Raw genomic sequence first — 19,251 nt, forward strand, 5'->3', positions numbered from 1 at the left:
TTATTGCGCGGTAATCGAAACGAGCGCGTAGCCGGAGTCGGTCTGGCGGAAGGTGAAATCGACCTGCTGTCCCACCGGCAGCTTTTTATCTTGATGTCCATCGAGCGCAAAGCTCATCGTCATCGCCGGCCAGTTCAGCCCGGGAACCGGAGAATGGGCAATCACCACTGCATCGTCGCGCCAGGCTTTAATCACCCCGCTTGCCGAATAAAGCGCGGCGGTATTCTCGGGCTTATTCATCCCCGGCATTTCCGCCATCGCGGACATATTATGCTGATGCATCGCGCCATCTTCCGCGCTGGCGGAATATGCGGTGAAAGAAAAGGTCAGAACGCTGGTAAAAAGCAGAAAAATAGAGGTCGAACGCATAATTAATACTCCGAAAAAAACATAAAGTCGCCCGCAGAACGGGCAGTTCTGATGGATGTTTTTTAACGGAGCGTTATTCTCTGAAACGGCAGAAACGTATTTCAGCCGGCGGACCGGTGACGGGCGGCGTGTGCCAGTCCATACGTTCAGCGCAAATCTCCTGCTGCGGCGAAACCACCAGCAGGGTGGTTTCGGCGGGCAATGCATTCAGCTGTAGAGAGGTGGAGGTATTAGGTTGCGCAGTGTCGGGGTCGCAGTGTTTCTCACAGATGACTTTCTGCCCGACGTTATCCATGCCGGACATGGTCATCATGCCATCAACGATGTGATGAATTTGCACCTGCGGCGTGACCGGCTGCTGCTGGCCGCCGTGGTGCGCCGCGACGGCAAGCTGTAGATTAAGTAGCAACCAACAGGCAATAACAAGCCCGGCGCGGATGCGAAGCCGGCGTCGGGTGGCTTGTTTGAATAATGCCTGTAGTGACTGAATCATAGTAATATTCGCAATAGGACGACCGCTGAATTAAAGCACACCCGCCCAAAGAATTAAACGCTATTACATAATTAAAACCGCGAGTTAAATAGAATGAAGTTTCTCGATAAATATTTACACGTCATCGCAAAATTAACGTTTGACCTTCCCCCAGGGGGAAGGTGTATAGCGCGGCGTCGATGTATTTAATAAATAGCCAAAGTGTTATTTATATGTAATCAGCAGCCGTACACGTCATCCCTGATCCAGTACTAACGTATCGCCGGTCGCCGGGGCACTATCCGCCGATAACCACCAGCGTCCCCACGAACCGGTACAATGGCAGGCCATCACTTTCTCCACCTTCTGCTGGTGCAAAAATTGCTTTATCTGGCGTATTCTCCACGGCGGCGCGCGGCGCAGATGAAGTCCGCCGATGATGGCGTATATCTGCTGGACGCCGGTAACCTTCTGACAGTGGCGAAGGGTATTGATCAAGCCGCGATGTCCGCAGCCGCAAATAATGATTAAGCCTCGCGTCGAGCGGTAAATCAGTACGCCCTCATCGGCAATATAATCCTCCGCTGGGGATAGCCCCGCCAGCACGCCATAAGCTCGCGGCCTGGCAACCGCGATCTCACCTGACCACATCAGCCGCTCGCTGATAGCCAACGGCTGGCGACTGTATTCCATGCGGTGGCGGGAATAGTCGATCTCTCGCGACAGCTTTTTGACCTTTACGCGATGCCCGCCGATCGATAACGCCGAATAGCGCGTTTGCCCGACCTGCGGATGGCAAATAATACGGCTATTGTCCGGCAGCCACGGCACGCCGCCGCAGTGGTCATAATGACCGTGAGAAAGTACCGTGGCGGTCAGGTTAGATAAAGAAACCCCCATGCGCTGCGCATTATGCAAAAAGCTGCCGTCAGGGCCGGTATCAAACAGAACCCGGCAGGTTTCATCCTCAACAACAAGGCTTAGCCCAGGTTTCACCTGCAACAGTTTATCCTTGTCCTTACCAAGCCGGTTCTCAAGTAACATCTTAATGATTAAAGCCATTTCATACCCATTGACCAGAGAATTGCGCGCATACTCTAGCCTGTTGTCTACAGGAGTACCGTGACCCGCCCGGCACATGTAGAAGTGACAACGTCACAATATGACTCAGCCGAACTTGCTGCTTTGCCAGATGCACATTGCCGTCTATGCTGTTGGACGAGTTTCTCGCAACCGGAGCGTACTATGGCAGACTGGAATCCCTCACTCTATTTGCAATTTGGCGCTGAGCGAACGCGGCCTGCCGCCGAGCTTCTTGCGCGCATTGCCCATCATCCCGTGACGCTGGCCGTTGATTTAGGCTGCGGGCCAGGCAACAGCACCGCTCTGCTGCAAGATGCCTGGCCGGACGCGACGATTATCGGCATTGATAATTCCCCGGCAATGCTGGAAGAGGCCTCACAAAGGTTGCCGAACTGTGGGTTCGTTGATGCGGATATTGCCGCTTATCGCCCGGAGCGTCCGGCGGATCTGATATACGCCAATGCTTCGCTGCAATGGCTCCCGGATCATCAGCGGCTGTTCCCTTTTCTGGTGAGCAATCTTGCAGAAAACGGCGTACTGGCGGTGCAGATGCCCGTTAACTGGCAGGAGCCGTCCCATACCCTGATGCGTCAGGTTGCAGAAGAGCTTGGGCACCCGGCCAGCGGACGGCATCCGCTGCCAGAGGTACAGGAGTATTATGATATGCTCACTGCCTGCGGCTGCGAGGTGGATATCTGGCGCACCACCTACTATCACCCGCTGGCATCGCATCAGGCCATTATCGAATGGCTGCAGTCAACGGGCCTGAGACCATTTTTACAGCCACTTGATGAGCCACAGCGCGAAGCGTTTCTCAAGCGCTATCTGGAAGAGTTGAAGCGGCACTATCCGTTACAGTGTAACGGAAAGGTATTGTTATTATTTCCGCGCCTGTTTATCGTCGCGCGCCGTTAGCCCGGCGGCTGAAAGTAAAGGAATAAAGGGAGTCAGAACGAGAATACTACGGCGTCAGGAGCAGGCGCCGTAGGGTCTGATTTACCAGGCAAGGTGATGAACCAGGGAGAGATCCCACGCGGTGGCCAACAGCGAAAGAAACATGATTAAATTCACCACCGTTTCTATGCGTTTTTCCATATTTGTTTCTCCTGAGCCGTTTCCCCTGTTTTACAGGGAAAAGCTTAACAACTTCTTAATCTCAGATTGTCAGAGCGTCACGCGGTAACGAACATAGTCATCGGCTGGCGTGAATTCATCATACAGACGCCGTGCCGGATTGTCGGTGCGAGTGTGCCAGTACAGGCGCGACCACCCTTTCTCTTTTCCTTCCGTTTGCAGCGCCTGTATTAAGGTTCTGGCGATGCCTTGCCCGCGCATCTGCGGGGCGACAAACAGATCTTCCAGATAGCAAATGGGCGTCTTAACCCATGTTCCTTCGTGGAGGATACAAATCGCAAAGCCCACCACATTGCCATCCACCACCGCGAAACGACCCAGCATCGGCGAAGCGGCATCGAGCATCCGCTGCCAGGTGTATTCTGTGACCTCCGTTGGCTGCGGGCTACCGTAGAAACGGGTATAACCCTGCCAAAGCGATAACCACTGTGCTTTATCCTGCCGATCGGGTTCGCGAATCTCAATGACCATGGGCCGACTCCTCGTTTTGATAAGGCATTATTTTCCGGTGCAATAATTAGTTCAAGCGCCCGGCACACAATTCATCTTTTTCTCTTAATTGCCCCACCTTTGTTGCCGGACCCATTTTGCACGATCTGCCAGACCTGCGTGAAAGAAAAAACTAAAAGTATGTTGTAACTAATTAAGATTCAAAAATAACCCGGCGGTGGCCGGGTTGAAATTAATGCTAATTCTGCTCAGGCGTTGCGCCCGGATGACGAGCGGACGGCGGCTGGCAGCTTATCTGGCCGATAATCCGTCCTTATCTGCTCGTCGGGCGGCGCCCTGCGCTATATCAGCACAGCGGCTGAACGGCGGCGCGCATGCCGTCGCGCAGAATCGCATCCAGATCCTGCGTCACCTGCTCGACCAGGCCTGAAACTTTGCTCAGGTCCTGCTCCCAGTGGGATTCAACGGACAGTACGGCTTTTACCAGCTCGCCGGTGGTGATTTGCGCATCCCGATGCTGGGCCCATAGCGCCTTGTAGCGCTCCATCCATTCAGCATCATCCTGAACCGGATAGCTCTCACCGTTACGTTCGCCGCGATAAAACGCGATCAGCGCTGCCAGTGCGAAGGTCAGGCGCGACGGGAGCTTGCCCTCTTTCTTCTGCGCCGCCAACAGCTGCGGCAGAATGCGGGTGCGGTATTTGGTCATGCCATTAAGCGCGATAGACAACAGCTGATGCTTAATATACGGGTTGCGGAAACGGCCAGTGACCGCACTGGCGAAAGACTCCAGCTCATCGCGCGGCAGGTCGAGAACAGGAATGATCTCCTGGTAAATCGCTTTCTCAACGAAAGCGCAGATTTCCTTATCGTTCATCGCCTCGCCCACGGTATCGAGACCCGCCTGGAAGGCGACCGGCACCAGCGCGGTGTGCGCGCCGTTAAGAATCGCCACTTTACGCTCTTTATACGGCTTAATATCGTCCACGATCAGGACGTTAAGCGGCAGCTTATCCAGACGCAGCTCTGCGGCCAGGGACTTCGGCCCCTGAATAACAAACAGGTAGAAATGTTCAGCGGTATCGAGGAAACCGTCTTTATACCCCAGCTGTTCTTCAATCTGCGCGGCTTCATCACGCGGATAGCCGGTCACGATACGGTCTACGAGCGTAGAACAGAAGGCGTTCGCCTCATCCAGCCAGGTGATAAACGCTTCCGGCAGCGCCCACTCCTGGGCATAGCGCAGCACCAGTTCACGCAGCGCCTCGCCGTTGTAATCAATCAGCTCGCAGGGAATGATCACCCAACCTTTATCCGCCGCGCCGGAGAAGTGGCTGTAGCGTTCAAACAGCAGGCGAGTCAATTTTGCCGGATAGCTTACCGCTGGCGCATCGTCAAAGCGGTCGCCGGCGTGGTAGCTGATCCCGGCCTCAGTGGTATTGGAAAACACAAAGCGCATATCCGGATTATGCGCCAGACGCAGCAGCTCCTCATAATCGGCATAGGCGCTGATTTCACGATTTACCGATCGAATCAGACGCGCATCGCTCACCGCTTCGCCCTTCTCATTCAGGCCGCGAACAATCGTGGTATAGAGGCCGTCCTGGATGCTGAGAGACGGCGGGAATGCGCTCTCAATCGGACGCACGATCACCACGCCGGAATTCAGGTCGGTATGCTCGTTCAGCAGATCGATCTGCCAGTCGATAAACGCGCGCAGGAAGTTGCCTTCGCCAAACTGAATGATACGTTCAGGGTACTGCGCGCCCGGGAAATCGCGACGGTTTAGTGTTTTCACAATGGGTTCCCTCATAGAGTAGTCATACAACCTGAGTAATTGGTCCAATAAGTTATCAGGTTTTTAGCCAGGTGAAACCCCGTTTTGATCAAAGCTGTATGCAATATCAAATTTGTCGCCGAAATATTTCTCTCTGCACGACAAAACGGTGAACCGTTTGTACAGCGCTTAGTCGGGCAATAGTCGGAGCGAGGACGTGGCCGGGTAACGCGGCGAGGGAGACAAGCCCCGGCGGCTTATCAACTCAGCTGCCGGGGCGTGTGAATGAGGCAGGTTGCAGTATATGATGAGATTACAAAAGTTTATAGAACAGCGATGTCGCCGTCAGATCGCCGTCCGGCATCAGCGCATAGCGAGGAATTTCCCCGGCCTTTTCCCAACCGCATTGCACGTAAAAATTCTCGGCTCCGCTGCCGGTCGCCGTATCCAGCACCAGAACGCTCTTGCCCTGCTCGCGCGCGATCGCTTCCAGCCTGGCCATCAGCGCATTCGCCAGACCCAGGCGACGCGCATTTTGGTGAACCAGAAGTTTAGCGACGTCGGCGCGGTGCGGTTGGTTTTCCGGCTGGTCGATAATGAGCTGCACCGTACCAACGAGCCGCTGCTGCTCATCCGCCGCGGCGATGACGACCCGCTCCCCGGCTGCCACGCTCTGCGCCATTCGCAGCCAGAACGCCGTCGCGGTTTCAGGGGCGAAAGGCAGCATAAAGCTCACCGAGGCCCCGCCGTTGACGCAGCTGACGAGGATATCGGTTAATTCAGGAAGATGTTCGAGAATATCGTCACGCGACAGCGTGCGCAGAGAAAAGGATGTGGTCATCGGTAACTCCTTGAAATTGACCACATCACTATATTTTTTAACTTATATTTAACACAAGTGAATCTATCATCGTATTTTCTTATCGTAGGATTCAGGCCATCTTTTGCGTGAAAATACGATTGCGCCCGGCATTTTTCGCCTGAATCATATAATCGTCGGCAGCCATCAGCAGCTGGTTGAACAGATCCGGAATTCTGGCGGCGCCAAGCGGCTGGCTCTCGAGCCCCATGCTGATGGTCAGCTGGATTTTGCTCTGACCCCAGGTGAAGGTTTGCGTTTCAATACCCTGGCGAATTTTTTCTGCCAGCAGCTGCGCTTCCTGACCGGATGAGGTCAGCGCTGCGACGGCAAACTCTTCCCCGCCGATACGCGCGACCATGCCCTCTTCTCCCACCAGCTGCCGCACCTGCTGCGCAAACTGGGCCAGCATACAGTCGCCGCATTCATGTCCCCAGCGATCGTTGACCTGCTTGAAGCCGTCGATATCCAGCACCATCACCGTTAGCAGCGTATTTTCCGCGATCGGCTGGCGCTTCAGCGCTTCGCTTAACCCAGAGCGGGAATAGACCCGAGTCTGGAAGTCAAAGTCGGCACGCAGGGCCAGCTGTTTGACCAGATTGTTAATCGCCTCAACGCTGGAAGCGACGATAACGGGGCTTATCAGCATCGCAGCGATCCCCAGACGCGTCGAAAACAGCTGCCACGGCTGCATCCGGCTATCGGGCGAAAGGTGGATAAGCGAGTTCGCCACCAGCAGAATTTCGCTAATGCCGGTAATAAAGGTCAGCAGACAGGTCAGCGGCAGCGGGTAGCGAATAGCGCACCAGATCAGCGCCGGTAACGGGAAGGTGATGCTCCCGGCGCCGCCAACCGCTACGCCGAGCACAATCGACAGCACCAGCGCAATCGCCGGCAGCAGCTGGCGCAGGCGAAAACGCCCGAACGCCGAAGGGAGCGTGAGGGTCAAGATAAACGGCAGGATCAGCACGGCGGTTGAGAACTGTTCGCTAAACCAGTCCGCCAGCTGCGGGATAAACGTTGCGCGCTCGACATCTACCGACCCCAGCGCGCCCACGGCGGCGCAGAGCAGCGCCGCCAGCAGGCAGTAGCAAAACAGGCTAAGCGCGTTAATCGGTCCCGGCATCGAGTCCGTCCGGCGCTTGTCCCATAAAATGAGCTGCGCCAGAGTGACAATAAAAACGAGATTGGAGAAGTTGATCAGGAAGGAGGCGAAGCCCATCCCCCAGCGCGAGGTTAAACCGTCATATACCAGCATGGCGGCAAAACAGATGGCGTAAAAATAACTGCGATTTAGCCAGATATAACGCGCAAAAATCCCCGCCATTACCGCATTCAGCGGCCAGAAAAACGACAGTTCTTGTACCAGACGCAGCATCGCGCCAAAGAAATGCAGGAGTAGCGTTAAAGTGAACAACACCAGCGCATCACGCACGGGTTGTTCCTCACGAAACAGCGTGAATGACCGAATCGACAGTGGAGACATTCATGATTATCCGTCTAATTGTTTCAGGCAATTATTATGTTAATAATTAGTTAGCGGTTCATCATATCATGAGAATAATTATCAGGCATATACCGACGCCCGATGAATTATGCTCTGCCGCGGTCCGGCGAGTTCATCTGGATCACCAGCCAGTGGTGAATCACCTGCACCACGTAGCGCTGTTCCGCCTCGCTGAGGCCCCGCCCCCGAGGGATAGCGTGCCACTTTTCCAGGCAGCCGCGACAGCAGGTCGCGGTGGCGTGCTGGGCGATGAATACCGGGTGTCCGCGCATCGGAGTCTGTTTGCCATCGTTAGGAATTTGCGCCGGAGCCAGGCGCCTGGCGATAAAATCAGCCGCGTGCTGGTCGATAACTTCCGCCCCCTTATCATAGCAATACTGCCGTTCCTTTACGCCGAGGCGAAAGCGGGAGCGAAAAGTGGAGCGCTGCAGGCGGGCGAACAGATTTTCTATGGGCACCATCAAAATACCGACCTCCCCAGTTTTTGCGTCAGTTTTTCCAGTAAAGCGATCCCGGCCAGCGAGTTCCCGGCGTCATCGAGCTCGGGGCTCCAGACCGCAATCGCCATCTCCTGCGGAACGATGGCCACAATCCCGCCGCCGACGCCGGATTTCGCCGGTAAACCGACGCGCCAGGCAAACTCACCGGCGTTCTGGTACATGCCGCTGGTCATCATCAAAGCGTTGACCTGCCGCGACTGAATGGGGGCGATAACCGGCGTCGCAAGATGCGGGGCGATACCCCGGTCGGCAAGGAACAGAAAGGTACGCGCCAGCTCTACGCAGCTCATCTCCAGCGAACAGTAGTGAAAATAGTTTTGCAGTACCGTGGCAACATCGTTGTGAAAGTTGCCGAAGGATTTCATTAGCCAGGCAATGGCGGCATTACGCGCCGAATGATCGAACTCCGAGCGGGCGACCACCGGATCGTAGGCAATATCGCTCACCCCGCTCAGGCGCCGCACGATTTCCAGCATCCGCTGACGGGGCGCGCTAAGACGGCTTTGCAGCATATCGCAGACCACCAGCGCCCCGGCGTTAATAAACGGGTTACGCGGTTTGCCTTGCTCAATTTCCAGCTGCAACAGCGAATTAAAAGGCTGGCCGGAGGGATCTTTACCCACCCGCTGCCAGATCTCCTCTTCCTGATAGTGGTTCATCGCCACCACCAGACTGAGGACTTTGGAGATAGATTGAATCGAGAAACGCTCGTGGGCGTCACCGGCGCTGCAGTGCTGACCGTCCACCGTACAGATTGCCACGCCGAGCTTATCGCCGCTGACCCTGGCCAGGGCAGGAATATAGTCCGCCACTTTACCGCGGCCAATCAGCGGCCTGACTTCAGCCAGAATGGCATCGAGCATTGCGTTATTAATTACCGTCGCCACGCGCGGCTCCTTGCCAACATCAAAATTCGGGCGGTAATTATAGGCGCACCTGGCGCGAAGAAACAGCCTCTTTGTTGCTCCTGCATCGCCAGGGTGAAGGGTCGCTCGTCAGCGGGGCCGTCAGGGCGACCAAACCGGCAAATCGCACGAATCGGTAGCCCGGGTCAGGCGTTAGCCGCAACCCGGGGATTTTTCCGCAGTCTAGCGGCGATCTCTCCAGACGGTCTGTACGTTGCAGAATTCATGCAGACCAAAATGGGAGAGCTCGCGGCCAAATCCGCTTTTCTTCACGCCGCCGAACGCCACGCGGGCATCGCTGGCGCAGTAGCCGTTAATAAACACGCCGCCACACTCCAGCTCATCGGCAAAGCGTTGGGCCTGTGCTTCGCTGGTGGTATATACCGTTGCAGAAAGGCCAAACTCGCTATCGTTCGCCAGCGCCAGCGCGTGGTCGGCATCGCGAGCTTCGGTAATTGTCGCCACCGGGCCAAACAGCTCCTGGCGGAAGCCGGTCATCTCAGCGGTGACGTTGCCCAGCACCGTCGGCGCATAGTAGTTGCCCGCGCCGGCGATTTTTTCCGCGCCCAGCAGCAGGGTCGCTCCTTCTTTTAAGGTCGCGCGCACCTGCTCATGCAGCTCATCGCGCAGATCGAAACGCGCCATCGGCCCGATGTAGTTCTGTTCATCGCGCGGATCGCCCATTTTGAGCGCGGTGACGGCGGCGACAAATTTCTGCGTAAAGGCCTCGGCAATGCCCGCCTCGACGATAAAACGCTTCGCCGCGGCGCAGACCTGCCCGGTGTTCTGGTAGCGGCCGATCACCGCCGCTTTCACCGCCTCGTCGAGGTCGGCATCGTTGAGCACGATAAACGGATCCGAACCGCCCAGCTCCAGGACGCATTTTTTCAACGCCGCGCCGGCCTGCGCGCCAATCGCCTTCCCGGCCCGCACGCTGCCGGTAACGGTCACCGCGGCGATACGCGAATCGTTGATCATCTGCGAAACGCTATCGTTGGTGGCATTCACCCAGCCAAACACCCCGGCCGGAACGCCGGCTGCGGCAAAGATTTCACCGATCATCGCCGCGCTTCCCAGTACGTTTGGCGCATGCTTAAGTAGATAGCTGTTGCCCGCCAGCAGAATCGGTACCGCGCCGCGCAGCACCTGCCACACCGGGAAATTCCACGGCATGATGGCGAGGATAGCGCCCATCGGCCGGTACTCAATGACCGCTTTATTATCTTCAACCAGCGTCGCTTCGGTTTTGAGCATCGCCGGTCCGTGCTCGGCATACCAGTCGCAGAGATTTGCCGATTTCGCGACTTCCCCGCGCGCCTGAGCGATCGGTTTTCCCATCTCCAGGCTAATCATTTGCGCCAGCGCTTCGCCGCGCGCGCGCATCGCGTTACCGACATGACGCAGCGCTGCCGCGCGTTCCGCAACGCTAACGTTGCGCCACTGACGATAAGCTTGTTCCGCAAGGGCAACGGCCGAATCGACTTCTTGCTCGCTCGCCCAGGGCAGAGACGATATGATTTCACCTGTGGTCGGGTTCACGGAAACCGCATGAGTGGCAGATACATTCATCGTTAATCTCTCAGTGTTGATTGCGAAGTGACCTTATTCTGGCTTACCCTACCCTTCATTAAAAATGAATAATATTAAGCAACCTATTCACAAAAGAAGAATGCTATGGACCTGACCCAGCTTGAAATGTTTAACGCCGTCGCCAGCACCGGCAGCATTACCCAGGCCGCGCAGAAGGTGCATCGCGTGCCGTCGAACCTGACCACGCGCATTCGCCAGCTGGAGGCGGATCTCGGCGTAGAGCTGTTTATTCGCGAAAACCAGCGTCTGCGCCTGTCGCCCGCCGGGCATAGCTTTTTACGCTATAGCCAGCAGATCCTCGCCCTGGTAGATGAGGCGAGAATGGTGGTCGCCGGAGATGAACCTCAGGGGCTGTTTTCCCTCGGCTCGCTGGAAAGTACCGCCGCCGTGCGCATTTCACCAACCCTGGCGCACTTTAATCAACGTTACCCCAAAATTCATCTGGCCCTCTCCACCGGCCCTTCCGGCACCATGATCGACGGCGTCCTGGAGGGAAACCTGAGCGCGGCGTTTGTTGACGGCCCGCTGGTGCATCCAGGGCTTGAGGGGTTACCGGTATTTCCCGAAGAGATGATGATCGTCGCGCCCTTTGGCCACCCGCCCATTGCGCGCGCCAGTGAAGTGAATGGCGCCAGCGTCTATGCGTTTCGCGCCAACTGCTCCTACCGCCGCCATTTTGAAAGCTGGTTTCATGCCGATCGCGCCACGCCGGGACGCATCCATGAAATGGAGTCCTACCACGGGATGCTGGCCTGCGTCATTGCCGGCGCCGGTCTGGCGCTGATCCCACGCAGTATGCTGGAGAGCATGCCGGGCCATCAGCAGGTTTCCGCCTGGCCGCTGGCGGAAGAGTGGCGCTGGCTGACCACCTGGCTGGTCTGGCGGCGGGGGGCGAAAACCCGTCAGCTCGACGCGTTTATAGCGCTGCTGAACGAAGATCGGCAAGCAGCATCTTCTCCATAAAGATGCTTAACGGATCCGGCTGATACGGCGCAAAGGCGCTACGGGTCTGGTAGCCATTGCGCGTATATAACGCAACGGCGGCGTGCTGATGGATGCCCGTTTCCAGGCGCACGGTATGGCATTCGCGATTTATCGCCTCTTCCTCCAGCGCGGCCAGCAGTCGTTCTCCCAGCTGCTGCCCGCGATGGGCCGGGTGAATAAACACCCTTTTCATCTCGCCAACCCCCTCTTCGCCGAGCACGATCGCCCCGCAGCCGACGGCCTGGCGCTGCGTATCGCGAATAAGAAGCGCAATAACCGACTCCGCCGGTAGCGCGCTCAGGTCGATCAAATGGTTGCTCTCAGCCGGGTAGAGCGTCTGCTGATACGCGTCCAGTTCGGCAATTAAGGCCATCAGATCCGGGTGGTTTTGCGGGGTTGGGGTGATTGTGTACATAAAGAAGCTCCTTTTTGACCATACTGTAGCGCGGAGCGTCTCGCAGGCGGCCATAGCATTAACTTATCGCTTCACACCTCGCTTGCGCTTCCCCCTAAAGTGGCAGTAATTTTGCGTCATGACGACATTTATCAGGAACAAACCATGAATACCAAAGCGCGCAAGGTCATGATTATCGGGGCAGGCAACGTCGGCGCCTCTGCGGCCTATGCCCTGTTGAATCAGAATATTTGCGAGGAGTTAATCCTCGTGGACCTGAATAAAGCCCGCGCCGAAGCGCACGCCCAGGACCTGAGCGATGCGGCGGCCTACATGCCGGGGATGATGACGATTTCCTCGCGGGAAGCCAGCGACTGCGCCGATGTTGATATTGCGGTGCTCACCGTTTCCGGCGGCGCGCTCAAACCGGGCCAGACTCGACTGGACGAACTGACCAACACGGCGACAATTGTAAAAAGCCTCATTCCGCAAATGATGAGCGGCGGTTTCAACGGTATTTTTTTGATTGCCACCAACCCCTGCGACATCATCACCTGGCAGGTATGGCGGCTTTCAGGTCTGCCGCGCAGCCAGGTGCTGGGTACCGGCGTCTGGCTGGATACCACGCGCCTGCGCAGAGTGCTGGCTCAGGAGCTGGATATCGGCGCGCAGAGCATCGACGCCTTTATTCTCGGCGAGCATGGCGACACCCAGTTTCCGGTCTGGTCGCACTCAGCGGTTTACGGCGCCGCCATCGGCGATGTGTACCAAAAGCATACTGGTCAAATTCTCGACCGGGAGCGGATTGCGGAAAAGGTGCGCAGGCTGGGATTTGAAATTTACGCCGGTAAAGGCTGCACCGAATACGGCGTCGCCGGGACTATCGCCGAAATCTGCCGCCATATTTTCACCGGCAGCCATCGTGCGCTGGCGGTATCGTGCATTCTGGATGGCGAATACGGCATTACCGGCGCGGCGGCAGGCGTACCCGCGGTGCTTACCCAAAGCGGCGTACAGCAGATCATTGAGCTGCAGCTGGCCGATGATGAAGCAGAGAAGTTCCGCCGCTCTGTGGAAGTGATTAAAGCCAATATCGCCCGCCTACCGTAACCCGCTTTCCCGGCTAGTCGGCAATGATCAGCCGGGGATGGATATGCCCCAGCAGTTCACGCGTCTCTTCCGGCAGATGATTATCGGTGATGATGTCGGTGAGCGAGTCGAGATGGGTGATGTTAAACAGCGACCAGGCGCCGTATTTTGAGCTGTCCGCCAGCAGAATGCGCCGCCGGGCGTTCGCGATTAAATCCCGCTTCAGCGCCGCTTTCTCTTCCGTTGGCGAGGTTACGCCCTTCTCCAGATCCCAGCCGTTGCAGCTGACGAACGCCAGATCGGGCCAGATATTTTGCAGCAGACGGCGTCCGTGATCGCCGATGCAGGACTGGCTGCTGTCGTCGATGCGTCCGCCGATGATGGTAACTTCAATTTGCTTAAATTCCGAGAGAAACAGGGCGATATGCAGATCGCTGGTGATCACCCGCAGCGGCAAGTGGGTTATCTGCCGGGCAAGTTCGATCATCGTGGTTCCGGCATCGAGGACGATGGCGTCCCCGGCCTTGACTAACGCCGCCGCCGCGCTGGCGATGGCGTATTTTTCCTGCAGACTGCGCTGGGACTTCTCCTGGGTGGTGGGCTGTGAAGGAATAAACCGGTTGAGCGTGACGCCGCCGTGGGTACGGCTGATGACCCCTTCCTGATCGAGCTTAATCAGGTCGCGGCGAATTGTCGCCGGCGAGGCGTGAGTCGCCGCCACCAGCTGGTCCACTGTCACCAGATTATGGCTCTTCAGAAAATCCATAATCTGCTCTAACCGGTTATATCCCTTCATGTTATTCCTGTGCGATTTGCATGGCGAGCTCAATAGAGGTTGCCATGCTGTCAGACTTAGCTTTACCTGTCCAGGCAATATCAAACGCCGTGCCGTGGTCTGCGGAAGTGCGGATAAACGGCAGTCCGGCGGTAATATTTACCCCATCATAAAATCCAAGTAATTTTAGCGGAATATGCCCCTGATCGTGATACATCGCGACCACCATATCAAACAGACCTTCGTGACACTGCATAAATACCGTGTCCGGCGGGCATGGCCCGGTCACGTTGAGCCCTCTGGCCTTCATCGCTTCAACGGCCGGACCCACGATACGAATCTCTTCATCGCCAAACAGACCGTTTTCCCCGGCGTGAGGGTTCACTCCGGCAACGGCAATGCGCGGATTAGTGAAACCCACCCGGCGCAGGAAGCTATCGGCGATGCCGATCACCGTTTCAACTCGCGGCTGGTTCAGATTATCAAGGAATTTTCGCAGCGCCACGTGGGTAGAGATATGGATCACTTTGAGCTTATCGGTATATAACACCATCGCAAAATCTTTGGTTTGCGTCAGATGGGCGAGCATTTCGGTATGTCCCGGGAAGTTGTGCCCGGCCAGATGCAGCGCTTCTTTATTGAGCGGCGCGGTAGCGATCGCAAACACCTCACCCGCCATCGCCAGCGCGGTCGCTCGCTTGATGCAGCGGTAAGCTAAATCCCCCGCCTGCGCCTGCACTTCCCCCGCGCGTAGTCCTTGCGGATCGGCCAGCGGTTCGTCGATAACGTTAATCGTGCCCGCGCTGAACTGCGCCTGTTCCGGACGATCAATGATACGCAGCTCGGCGGGCGGGGTTATCCCCATCGCCAGGATCCGCCGCAGCGTCTGCGCGCAGCCCACCACCACGACCGGCGCGCCGTTGAGTTTCCCCTCAACCAGCGATTTGATAATAATTTCCGGGCCAATGCCTGCCGGGTCTCCCATCGTTACCGCAATGATGTTAGTCACTCATTTTCTCCTCAATAAAATTCACAACCTCCAGCAGGGTGGTTTCCGTTCCGAATCCGCCTGCCTTGGTCATTACCGGCCGCTGCCAGCTACTACCCAGAAAATTGCCGAACGGCACGCATTGCGCCACCCGGCCTGTAATATGAAATCCGCTGGCGCCCAGCGCCTGCGCCACGGCGATCGCCACGTCGCCGCCGGATAAATAGAGCGCTCCCGGCTGGCTCTGCGCGATGGCCAGCGCGCTGACCCGCGCCAGGTATGCGCAGATGCGTTCGCCAAGGGCGGTGCGATCGACCCCATGCCGACGACACAAGGCTTCAACCGCCTTTCGCGCCTCGCTATCGGGTCGGGTGGTGATAACGCAATGATTATTTTCGCTCAATACCGCCACGATACGCCGGGCATCAAGGGCGGCATCGCCGTCAAAGGCCATAGCCACATCAATGTCGACCCGCCGGACGCGCGGATGCTCATTAAGGCGGGCAACCTGCTGTTGCGCGATTTCGCTCATTGAACCGACCACCGCCAGCAGCGGGCCGTGCGGCATAGTCGCCAGCCGACGCGCCAGGGCGTCGCATAGCCCCGCAGACCCCACCAGCAGCACCCGCTGCTCGCACAGAGCGACCGTGGCGATAATGGCATCCAACTGCTGGTTTTCTTCGGCATCGACGATCAGCACCCGCGGCGTCTCAACCGTTTGTTCCAGCTCTGCCGCCAGCCCGGCGACCGTTGTCCCGCGGCACAGCAAATCGCTTTGTTGAGCGACCACGGCGGCGATATCCGCGCTGCTGACCGGCGTTTTCGGGTCGGTCGCGAACTCGGTTTCATTCACCGGCGAGCCGTGCACATAGCACACACCCCGGCGCGTCAACCGGCCAGCCGCCGGAAAAGCCGGCGCCAGAACCGCTACGGCGCAGTTCAGCGCGCGCATCGTTGCTTCCAGCTCGGCGCCGAGATTGCCGCGCAGCGTGGAGTCGATTTTTTTCACCGTCCAGCGCGGCTGAAAACGCGGCAACACCGCCTGTAAAAGATGCGTGATGCGCCGTGCCGCCTCTGCGGCGGGCTGCGCGCGGCTGTCGCTATTGAGGATCAGCGCCTGCGCCTCTCCCTGGTAGCTGGCGCTAAACGCCACTTCCGCCCGCATCCCCGTCTCCGCCAGGCTGACTCCCGCGTCATTTGCGCCGGTAAAGTCATCCGCCAGAACCAGCACCTTGTTATCGCCGCTGCCCATCATGTTCCCTTTTCAAGCTGTTCGAAATTGATAATGATTATATTCAATCACAATTGATTAAATGTGAGCAAGCTCAAGTTATTAAATCTCGCTATAAATTATAACTTCATCCCACAATGTGAGTGACCCGAACAATAGATGATTAAGTTTAATCATCCATAAGACAGGAGAAAGAAGTGGCAACCATTAACAGCACCCTGATTAGCGGCGCGGGCGCGTTTACCGCCCTGCTACCGCTGCTGACCGGCAAACAGCGCATTTTGCTGGTCACCGATGCCAACGTTGGCAAACTCGATGCCGCACGGCAGATCCGTACGCTTCTGGAAGACGAAGGGCGTCAGGTTCAGATCGTTGATTCCGTACCCGCAGAGCCAAGCCAGCATGATATGACGCAAATTCTGCGCCTCGTCAGCGCTAACCAGCCGGAGCTAATTGTCGGGATTGGCGGCGGTAGCGTTCTGGATGTGGCCAAGCTGCTCTCGGTTCTGCTGCATCCCGACTCGCCGGGGCTTGAGGCGCTGCTGGCCGGCGAAAAGCCGCAGCAAAAGGTGACCTCGTTATTAATTCCCGCCACTGCCGGCACCGGTTCCGAAGCCACGCCGAACGCGATCCTGGCAATCCCGGAACAGAATACGAAGGTGGGGATTATCTCCCCGGTTCTGCTGCCGGATTATGTTGCCCTGCTGCCGGAATTAACCACCAGCATGCCCGCGCATATCGCCTCCTCTACCGGCATTGACGCGCTGTGTCATCTTATTGAGTGCTTTACTTCGACCGTTGCCAATCCGGTTAGCGATAACGCGGCGCTGATTGGCCTGCGCAAGCTGGTGCGCAACATCGAGCTATCGGTGAGTGAGCCGCACAATCTGGCGGCGAAGCTGGAGATGCTATGGGCCTCTTATTATGGCGGTGTGGCTATTAACCATGCGGGCACTCATCTGGTTCATGCCCTTTCCTATCCGTTAGGCGGCAAATATCACCTGCCGCACGGCGTGGCTAACGCCATTTTGCTGGCGCCTTGTATGAAGGTGGTGCGCCCACACGCGGTGGCGAAATTTGCCCAGGTCTGGGATCTGCTCCCTGAAACCGACCTGACGCTTAGCGAAGAAGAGAAATCCCATGCGCTGGTCGCCTGGCTCGCCGCGCTGGTGAAACGCCTGCAGCTGCCCGATAACCTTGCCGCGCTGGGCGTACCGCCAGAGAGCATCAGCGAACTGAGCGAAGCGGCGCTGAACGTCAAGCGTTTACTGAATAATGCGCCATGCAGCGTTAACCAGGATCAGGTTGAAGCGGTTTACCGCACCCTGTTCCCCGCACAATAACACCAGGGAAGAGATGAAATGAGCAATTCAATTACCGGCGTTCTGACCGCCATCGTCACGCCTTTTACCGCAGAGGGAGCCGTGAATATCCCGGCGCTAAGGCAGCAGGTACAGCGCCAGCTCGCCGCGGGCAACGCTATTTTTTGCGGCGGTACCAACGGCGAATTCTTTGTGCTGAATGAAGCGGAAAAAATCGCCGTCGCTAAAGCCTGCGTGGATGAAGTTGCCGGTCGGGCGCCGGTGGTGGCGCATATTGGCGAAGTGTCGACTCGCGAAACGATCCGCCTGGGTCAACAGATCGAACAACTGGGCGTTGACGCGGTCTCCGTGATTACCCCCTGGTTTGTGCCGCTAAAGCAGGATGAGCTGATCGCCCACTATACCGCCATTGCTGACGCCCTGAGCGTACCGGTATTTCTCTACAACATCCCGGCGCGCACCGGCAACACCATTGAACCGCAAACCGCGCGCGCGCTGGCGCAGCATCCGAACATTATCGGCGTCAAAGACAGCGCCGGCAGCTACGAAAGCCTGAAGGGTTTCCTCGATGCGGTCCGGGATATCGCCGATTTTGACGTGCTGAACGGCCCTGATTCGCTGATACACCAGGGTTTTGTTGATGGCTGCTCCGCCTGTATTTCCGGGCTGGCGAACGTCGCGCCAAAAGAGATCAACGCCATCTGGGCAAATTTTAAAGCGGGCAATGTTGAGGGCTCCCGCCAGGCTCAGGAGAGCGTCACCGGTCTGCGCACCGATCTTTATAAAGTTGCGTTCTCGCCGGCGGCGGTAAAAAAAGCGCTGCAGCTGATGGGCCACGATGTTGGCGACAGTCGCTACGCGGTGAGCTTCACCTCGGCGCAGTGCGCGGAAATTAATCACATTATTGCCAAATATATTTCCTGACGATAGCGGAAATAGTTAATTAAATTTCCGGCACTGGTGTAAACAAAAAATCAGTGCCGGGAATATTTAATATTTTGTATATAACGTCTTACGTAACGTAAGGGATGTTTCAATGTTTATATGGATGCTTGACCCTGAAATATGGTTGACGCTGGTAACGCTCACCTTTCTGGAGATTATTCTCGGGGTCGATAATATTATCTTTCTCTCGCTGGTAGTAGCCAAACTGCCACCGCATCAACAAAATGTTGCGCGTAAGTTGGGATTAAGCGGCGCAATGGTTATGCGCGTGCTATTGCTGGTATCTATTGCCTGGCTGGCGCATATAACGGTGCCGCTGTTTACTATTGCGCATTTTGTCGTATCGGTGCGCACCATCATTTTATTTGTCGGTGGTTGTTTCCTTATTTACAAGTCACTGCAGGAGATACGCGGTGAACTGCAGCTGGAAGAAGAGTCGCACGGCGGCGGCCAGCGTCAGCTTTCGCTGGCGGGCGCGGTTGTCCAGATTATGCTGCTGGATATTGTCTTTAGCCTGGATTCAGTTATTACCGCAGTCGGTTTGTCGCAACATATTTTCATTATGATTACGGCAGTCATTATTGCTGTTGGCATTATGATGTTCGCGGCAAAGACCATTGGCGATTTTGTCAATAACACGCCAACGATGAAAATGCTCGCTTTAACCTTTTTGTTGCTGGTGGGGATATTATTGGTCGCGGATAGTCTGGAGATACACATTGCAAAAGGTTATCTCTATTTTGCCATTTTCTTTTCGCTGGCGGTGGAAACGCTCAATATTATTCGTAATAAAAAAATCATTAAGGCTTCGCAGCCCGCAGAAGCTTACGACTCATTACAGCTAAACAAATAAAACCCTACTGAAAATAACGGAGTA

General features: G+C 56.6%; 20 protein-coding genes. 6 read left to right on the forward strand and 14 right to left on the reverse strand.

Annotated features, from left to right (window positions below):
• The 3 genes from ACSIPU_RS02260 to ACSIPU_RS02270 all read right to left on the reverse strand — a co-directional run bounded on the left by ACSIPU_RS02260 (position 1) and on the right by ACSIPU_RS02270 (position 1,903).
• Complete coding sequence (locus ACSIPU_RS02260) at positions 1–369, reverse strand: copper-binding protein (RefSeq protein WP_023321019.1); 369 nt, start codon at positions 367–369, stop codon at positions 1–3.
• 73 nt (positions 370–442) lie between these two features.
• Positions 443–862 carry a hypothetical protein gene (locus ACSIPU_RS02265; protein ID WP_004102297.1) on the reverse strand — a complete coding sequence of 140 codons (420 nt, stop codon included), beginning with the start codon at positions 860–862 and terminating at the stop codon, positions 443–445.
• Between the two features lie 234 nt (positions 863–1,096).
• Complete coding sequence (locus tag ACSIPU_RS02270) at positions 1,097–1,903, reverse strand: MBL fold metallo-hydrolase (protein WP_016808762.1); 807 nt, start codon at positions 1,901–1,903, stop codon at positions 1,097–1,099.
• A gap of 183 nt (positions 1,904–2,086) precedes the next feature.
• Between ACSIPU_RS02270 and tam the strand changes: the two genes are divergently transcribed.
• Positions 2,087–2,839, forward strand: coding sequence for a trans-aconitate 2-methyltransferase (tam, locus tag ACSIPU_RS02275; protein ID WP_004102301.1), 753 nt, complete (start codon positions 2,087–2,089; stop codon positions 2,837–2,839).
• A 249-nt stretch (positions 2,840–3,088) separates the two neighbouring features.
• Here tam and ACSIPU_RS02280 read toward each other — a convergent pair whose 3' ends face one another.
• From ACSIPU_RS02280 to sad, 7 genes are all read right to left on the reverse strand, one after another.
• Positions 3,089–3,529 (reverse strand): GNAT family N-acetyltransferase, encoded by a 441-nt coding sequence (locus ACSIPU_RS02280; protein ID WP_004102305.1) that lies wholly within the window; start codon positions 3,527–3,529, stop codon positions 3,089–3,091.
• Between the two features lie 325 nt (positions 3,530–3,854).
• Entirely contained in the window at positions 3,855–5,306 is a 1,452-nt protein-coding gene (locus tag ACSIPU_RS02285) for a tagaturonate reductase (RefSeq protein WP_004102307.1), read from the reverse strand.
• Positions 5,307–5,598: 292 nt separating this feature from the next.
• Positions 5,599–6,126, reverse strand: a complete 528-nt coding sequence (locus ACSIPU_RS02290) for a GNAT family N-acetyltransferase (RefSeq protein WP_004102310.1) — start codon at positions 6,124–6,126, stop codon at positions 5,599–5,601.
• Between the two features lie 91 nt (positions 6,127–6,217).
• Entirely contained in the window at positions 6,218–7,630 is a 1,413-nt protein-coding gene (locus tag ACSIPU_RS02295; RefSeq protein ID WP_004102312.1) for a GGDEF domain-containing protein, read from the reverse strand.
• A gap of 107 nt (positions 7,631–7,737) precedes the next feature.
• Positions 7,738–8,112, reverse strand: a complete 375-nt coding sequence (locus ACSIPU_RS02300) for a DUF4186 domain-containing protein (protein ID WP_004102313.1) — start codon at positions 8,110–8,112, stop codon at positions 7,738–7,740.
• Positions 8,112–9,038: a glutaminase B gene (gene glsB, locus ACSIPU_RS02305; protein ID WP_004102315.1), complete on the reverse strand. Its 927-nt coding sequence runs from the start codon at positions 9,036–9,038 to the stop codon at positions 8,112–8,114. The genes ACSIPU_RS02300 and glsB overlap by 1 nt, the downstream gene beginning before the upstream one ends.
• Before the next feature lie 201 nt (positions 9,039–9,239).
• Positions 9,240–10,625: a succinate-semialdehyde dehydrogenase gene (gene sad, locus ACSIPU_RS02310; RefSeq protein ID WP_004102316.1), complete on the reverse strand. Its 1,386-nt coding sequence runs from the start codon at positions 10,623–10,625 to the stop codon at positions 9,240–9,242.
• Between the two features lie 105 nt (positions 10,626–10,730).
• Between sad and ptrR the strand changes: the two genes are divergently transcribed.
• Positions 10,731–11,609: a putrescine utilization regulator PtrR gene (gene ptrR / locus ACSIPU_RS02315; protein ID WP_004102317.1), complete on the forward strand. Its 879-nt coding sequence runs from the start codon at positions 10,731–10,733 to the stop codon at positions 11,607–11,609.
• On the opposite strand, the gene ACSIPU_RS02320 is transcribed toward ptrR, so the two are convergent.
• Positions 11,563–12,045: a GNAT family N-acetyltransferase gene (locus ACSIPU_RS02320; RefSeq protein ID WP_004102318.1), complete on the reverse strand. Its 483-nt coding sequence runs from the start codon at positions 12,043–12,045 to the stop codon at positions 11,563–11,565. The two genes, ptrR and ACSIPU_RS02320, sit on opposite strands and share 47 nt — an antisense overlap.
• A 144-nt stretch (positions 12,046–12,189) precedes the next feature.
• Here ACSIPU_RS02320 and ACSIPU_RS02325 point away from each other — a divergent pair, with 144 nt between their 5' ends.
• Positions 12,190–13,134 (forward strand): L-lactate dehydrogenase, encoded by a 945-nt coding sequence (locus tag ACSIPU_RS02325; RefSeq protein ID WP_004102319.1) that lies wholly within the window; start codon positions 12,190–12,192, stop codon positions 13,132–13,134.
• Between the two features lie 13 nt (positions 13,135–13,147).
• Here the strand turns inward: ACSIPU_RS02325 and ACSIPU_RS02330 are convergent, their stop codons facing one another.
• From ACSIPU_RS02330 to dtnK, 3 genes are read right to left on the reverse strand one after another with little or no spacing between them, the layout of a single operon-like run.
• Complete coding sequence (locus ACSIPU_RS02330; protein ID WP_004102327.1) at positions 13,148–13,909, reverse strand: DeoR/GlpR family DNA-binding transcription regulator; 762 nt, start codon at positions 13,907–13,909, stop codon at positions 13,148–13,150.
• A 1-nt stretch (position 13,910) separates the two neighbouring features.
• Positions 13,911–14,897 (reverse strand): D-threonate 4-phosphate dehydrogenase, encoded by a 987-nt coding sequence (locus ACSIPU_RS02335; protein ID WP_004102329.1) that lies wholly within the window; start codon positions 14,895–14,897, stop codon positions 13,911–13,913.
• Complete coding sequence (gene dtnK, locus ACSIPU_RS02340) at positions 14,890–16,128, reverse strand: D-threonate kinase (RefSeq protein WP_004102331.1); 1,239 nt, start codon at positions 16,126–16,128, stop codon at positions 14,890–14,892. Before dtnK ends, ACSIPU_RS02335 begins: the two co-directional genes overlap by 8 nt.
• Positions 16,129–16,304: 176 nt before the next feature.
• Between dtnK and ACSIPU_RS02345 the strand changes: the two genes are divergently transcribed.
• From ACSIPU_RS02345 to ACSIPU_RS02355, 3 genes are all read left to right on the forward strand, one after another.
• The gene (locus ACSIPU_RS02345) at positions 16,305–17,450 is read left to right on the forward strand and encodes an iron-containing alcohol dehydrogenase (RefSeq protein WP_004102333.1); all 1,146 of its coding nucleotides are present in this window, start codon (positions 16,305–16,307) and stop codon (positions 17,448–17,450) included.
• An 18-nt stretch (positions 17,451–17,468) separates the two neighbouring features.
• Positions 17,469–18,353: a dihydrodipicolinate synthase family protein gene (locus ACSIPU_RS02350; protein ID WP_004102335.1), complete on the forward strand. Its 885-nt coding sequence runs from the start codon at positions 17,469–17,471 to the stop codon at positions 18,351–18,353.
• A 112-nt stretch (positions 18,354–18,465) separates the two neighbouring features.
• Entirely contained in the window at positions 18,466–19,227 is a 762-nt protein-coding gene (locus tag ACSIPU_RS02355; protein ID WP_004113287.1) for a TerC family protein, read from the forward strand.
• Positions 19,228–19,251: the final 24 nt, after the last annotated feature.

The sequence above is a fragment of the Klebsiella sp. HN106 genome (assembly GCF_051209435.1).
GTDB lineage: Bacteria > Pseudomonadota > Gammaproteobacteria > Enterobacterales > Enterobacteriaceae > Klebsiella > Klebsiella oxytoca.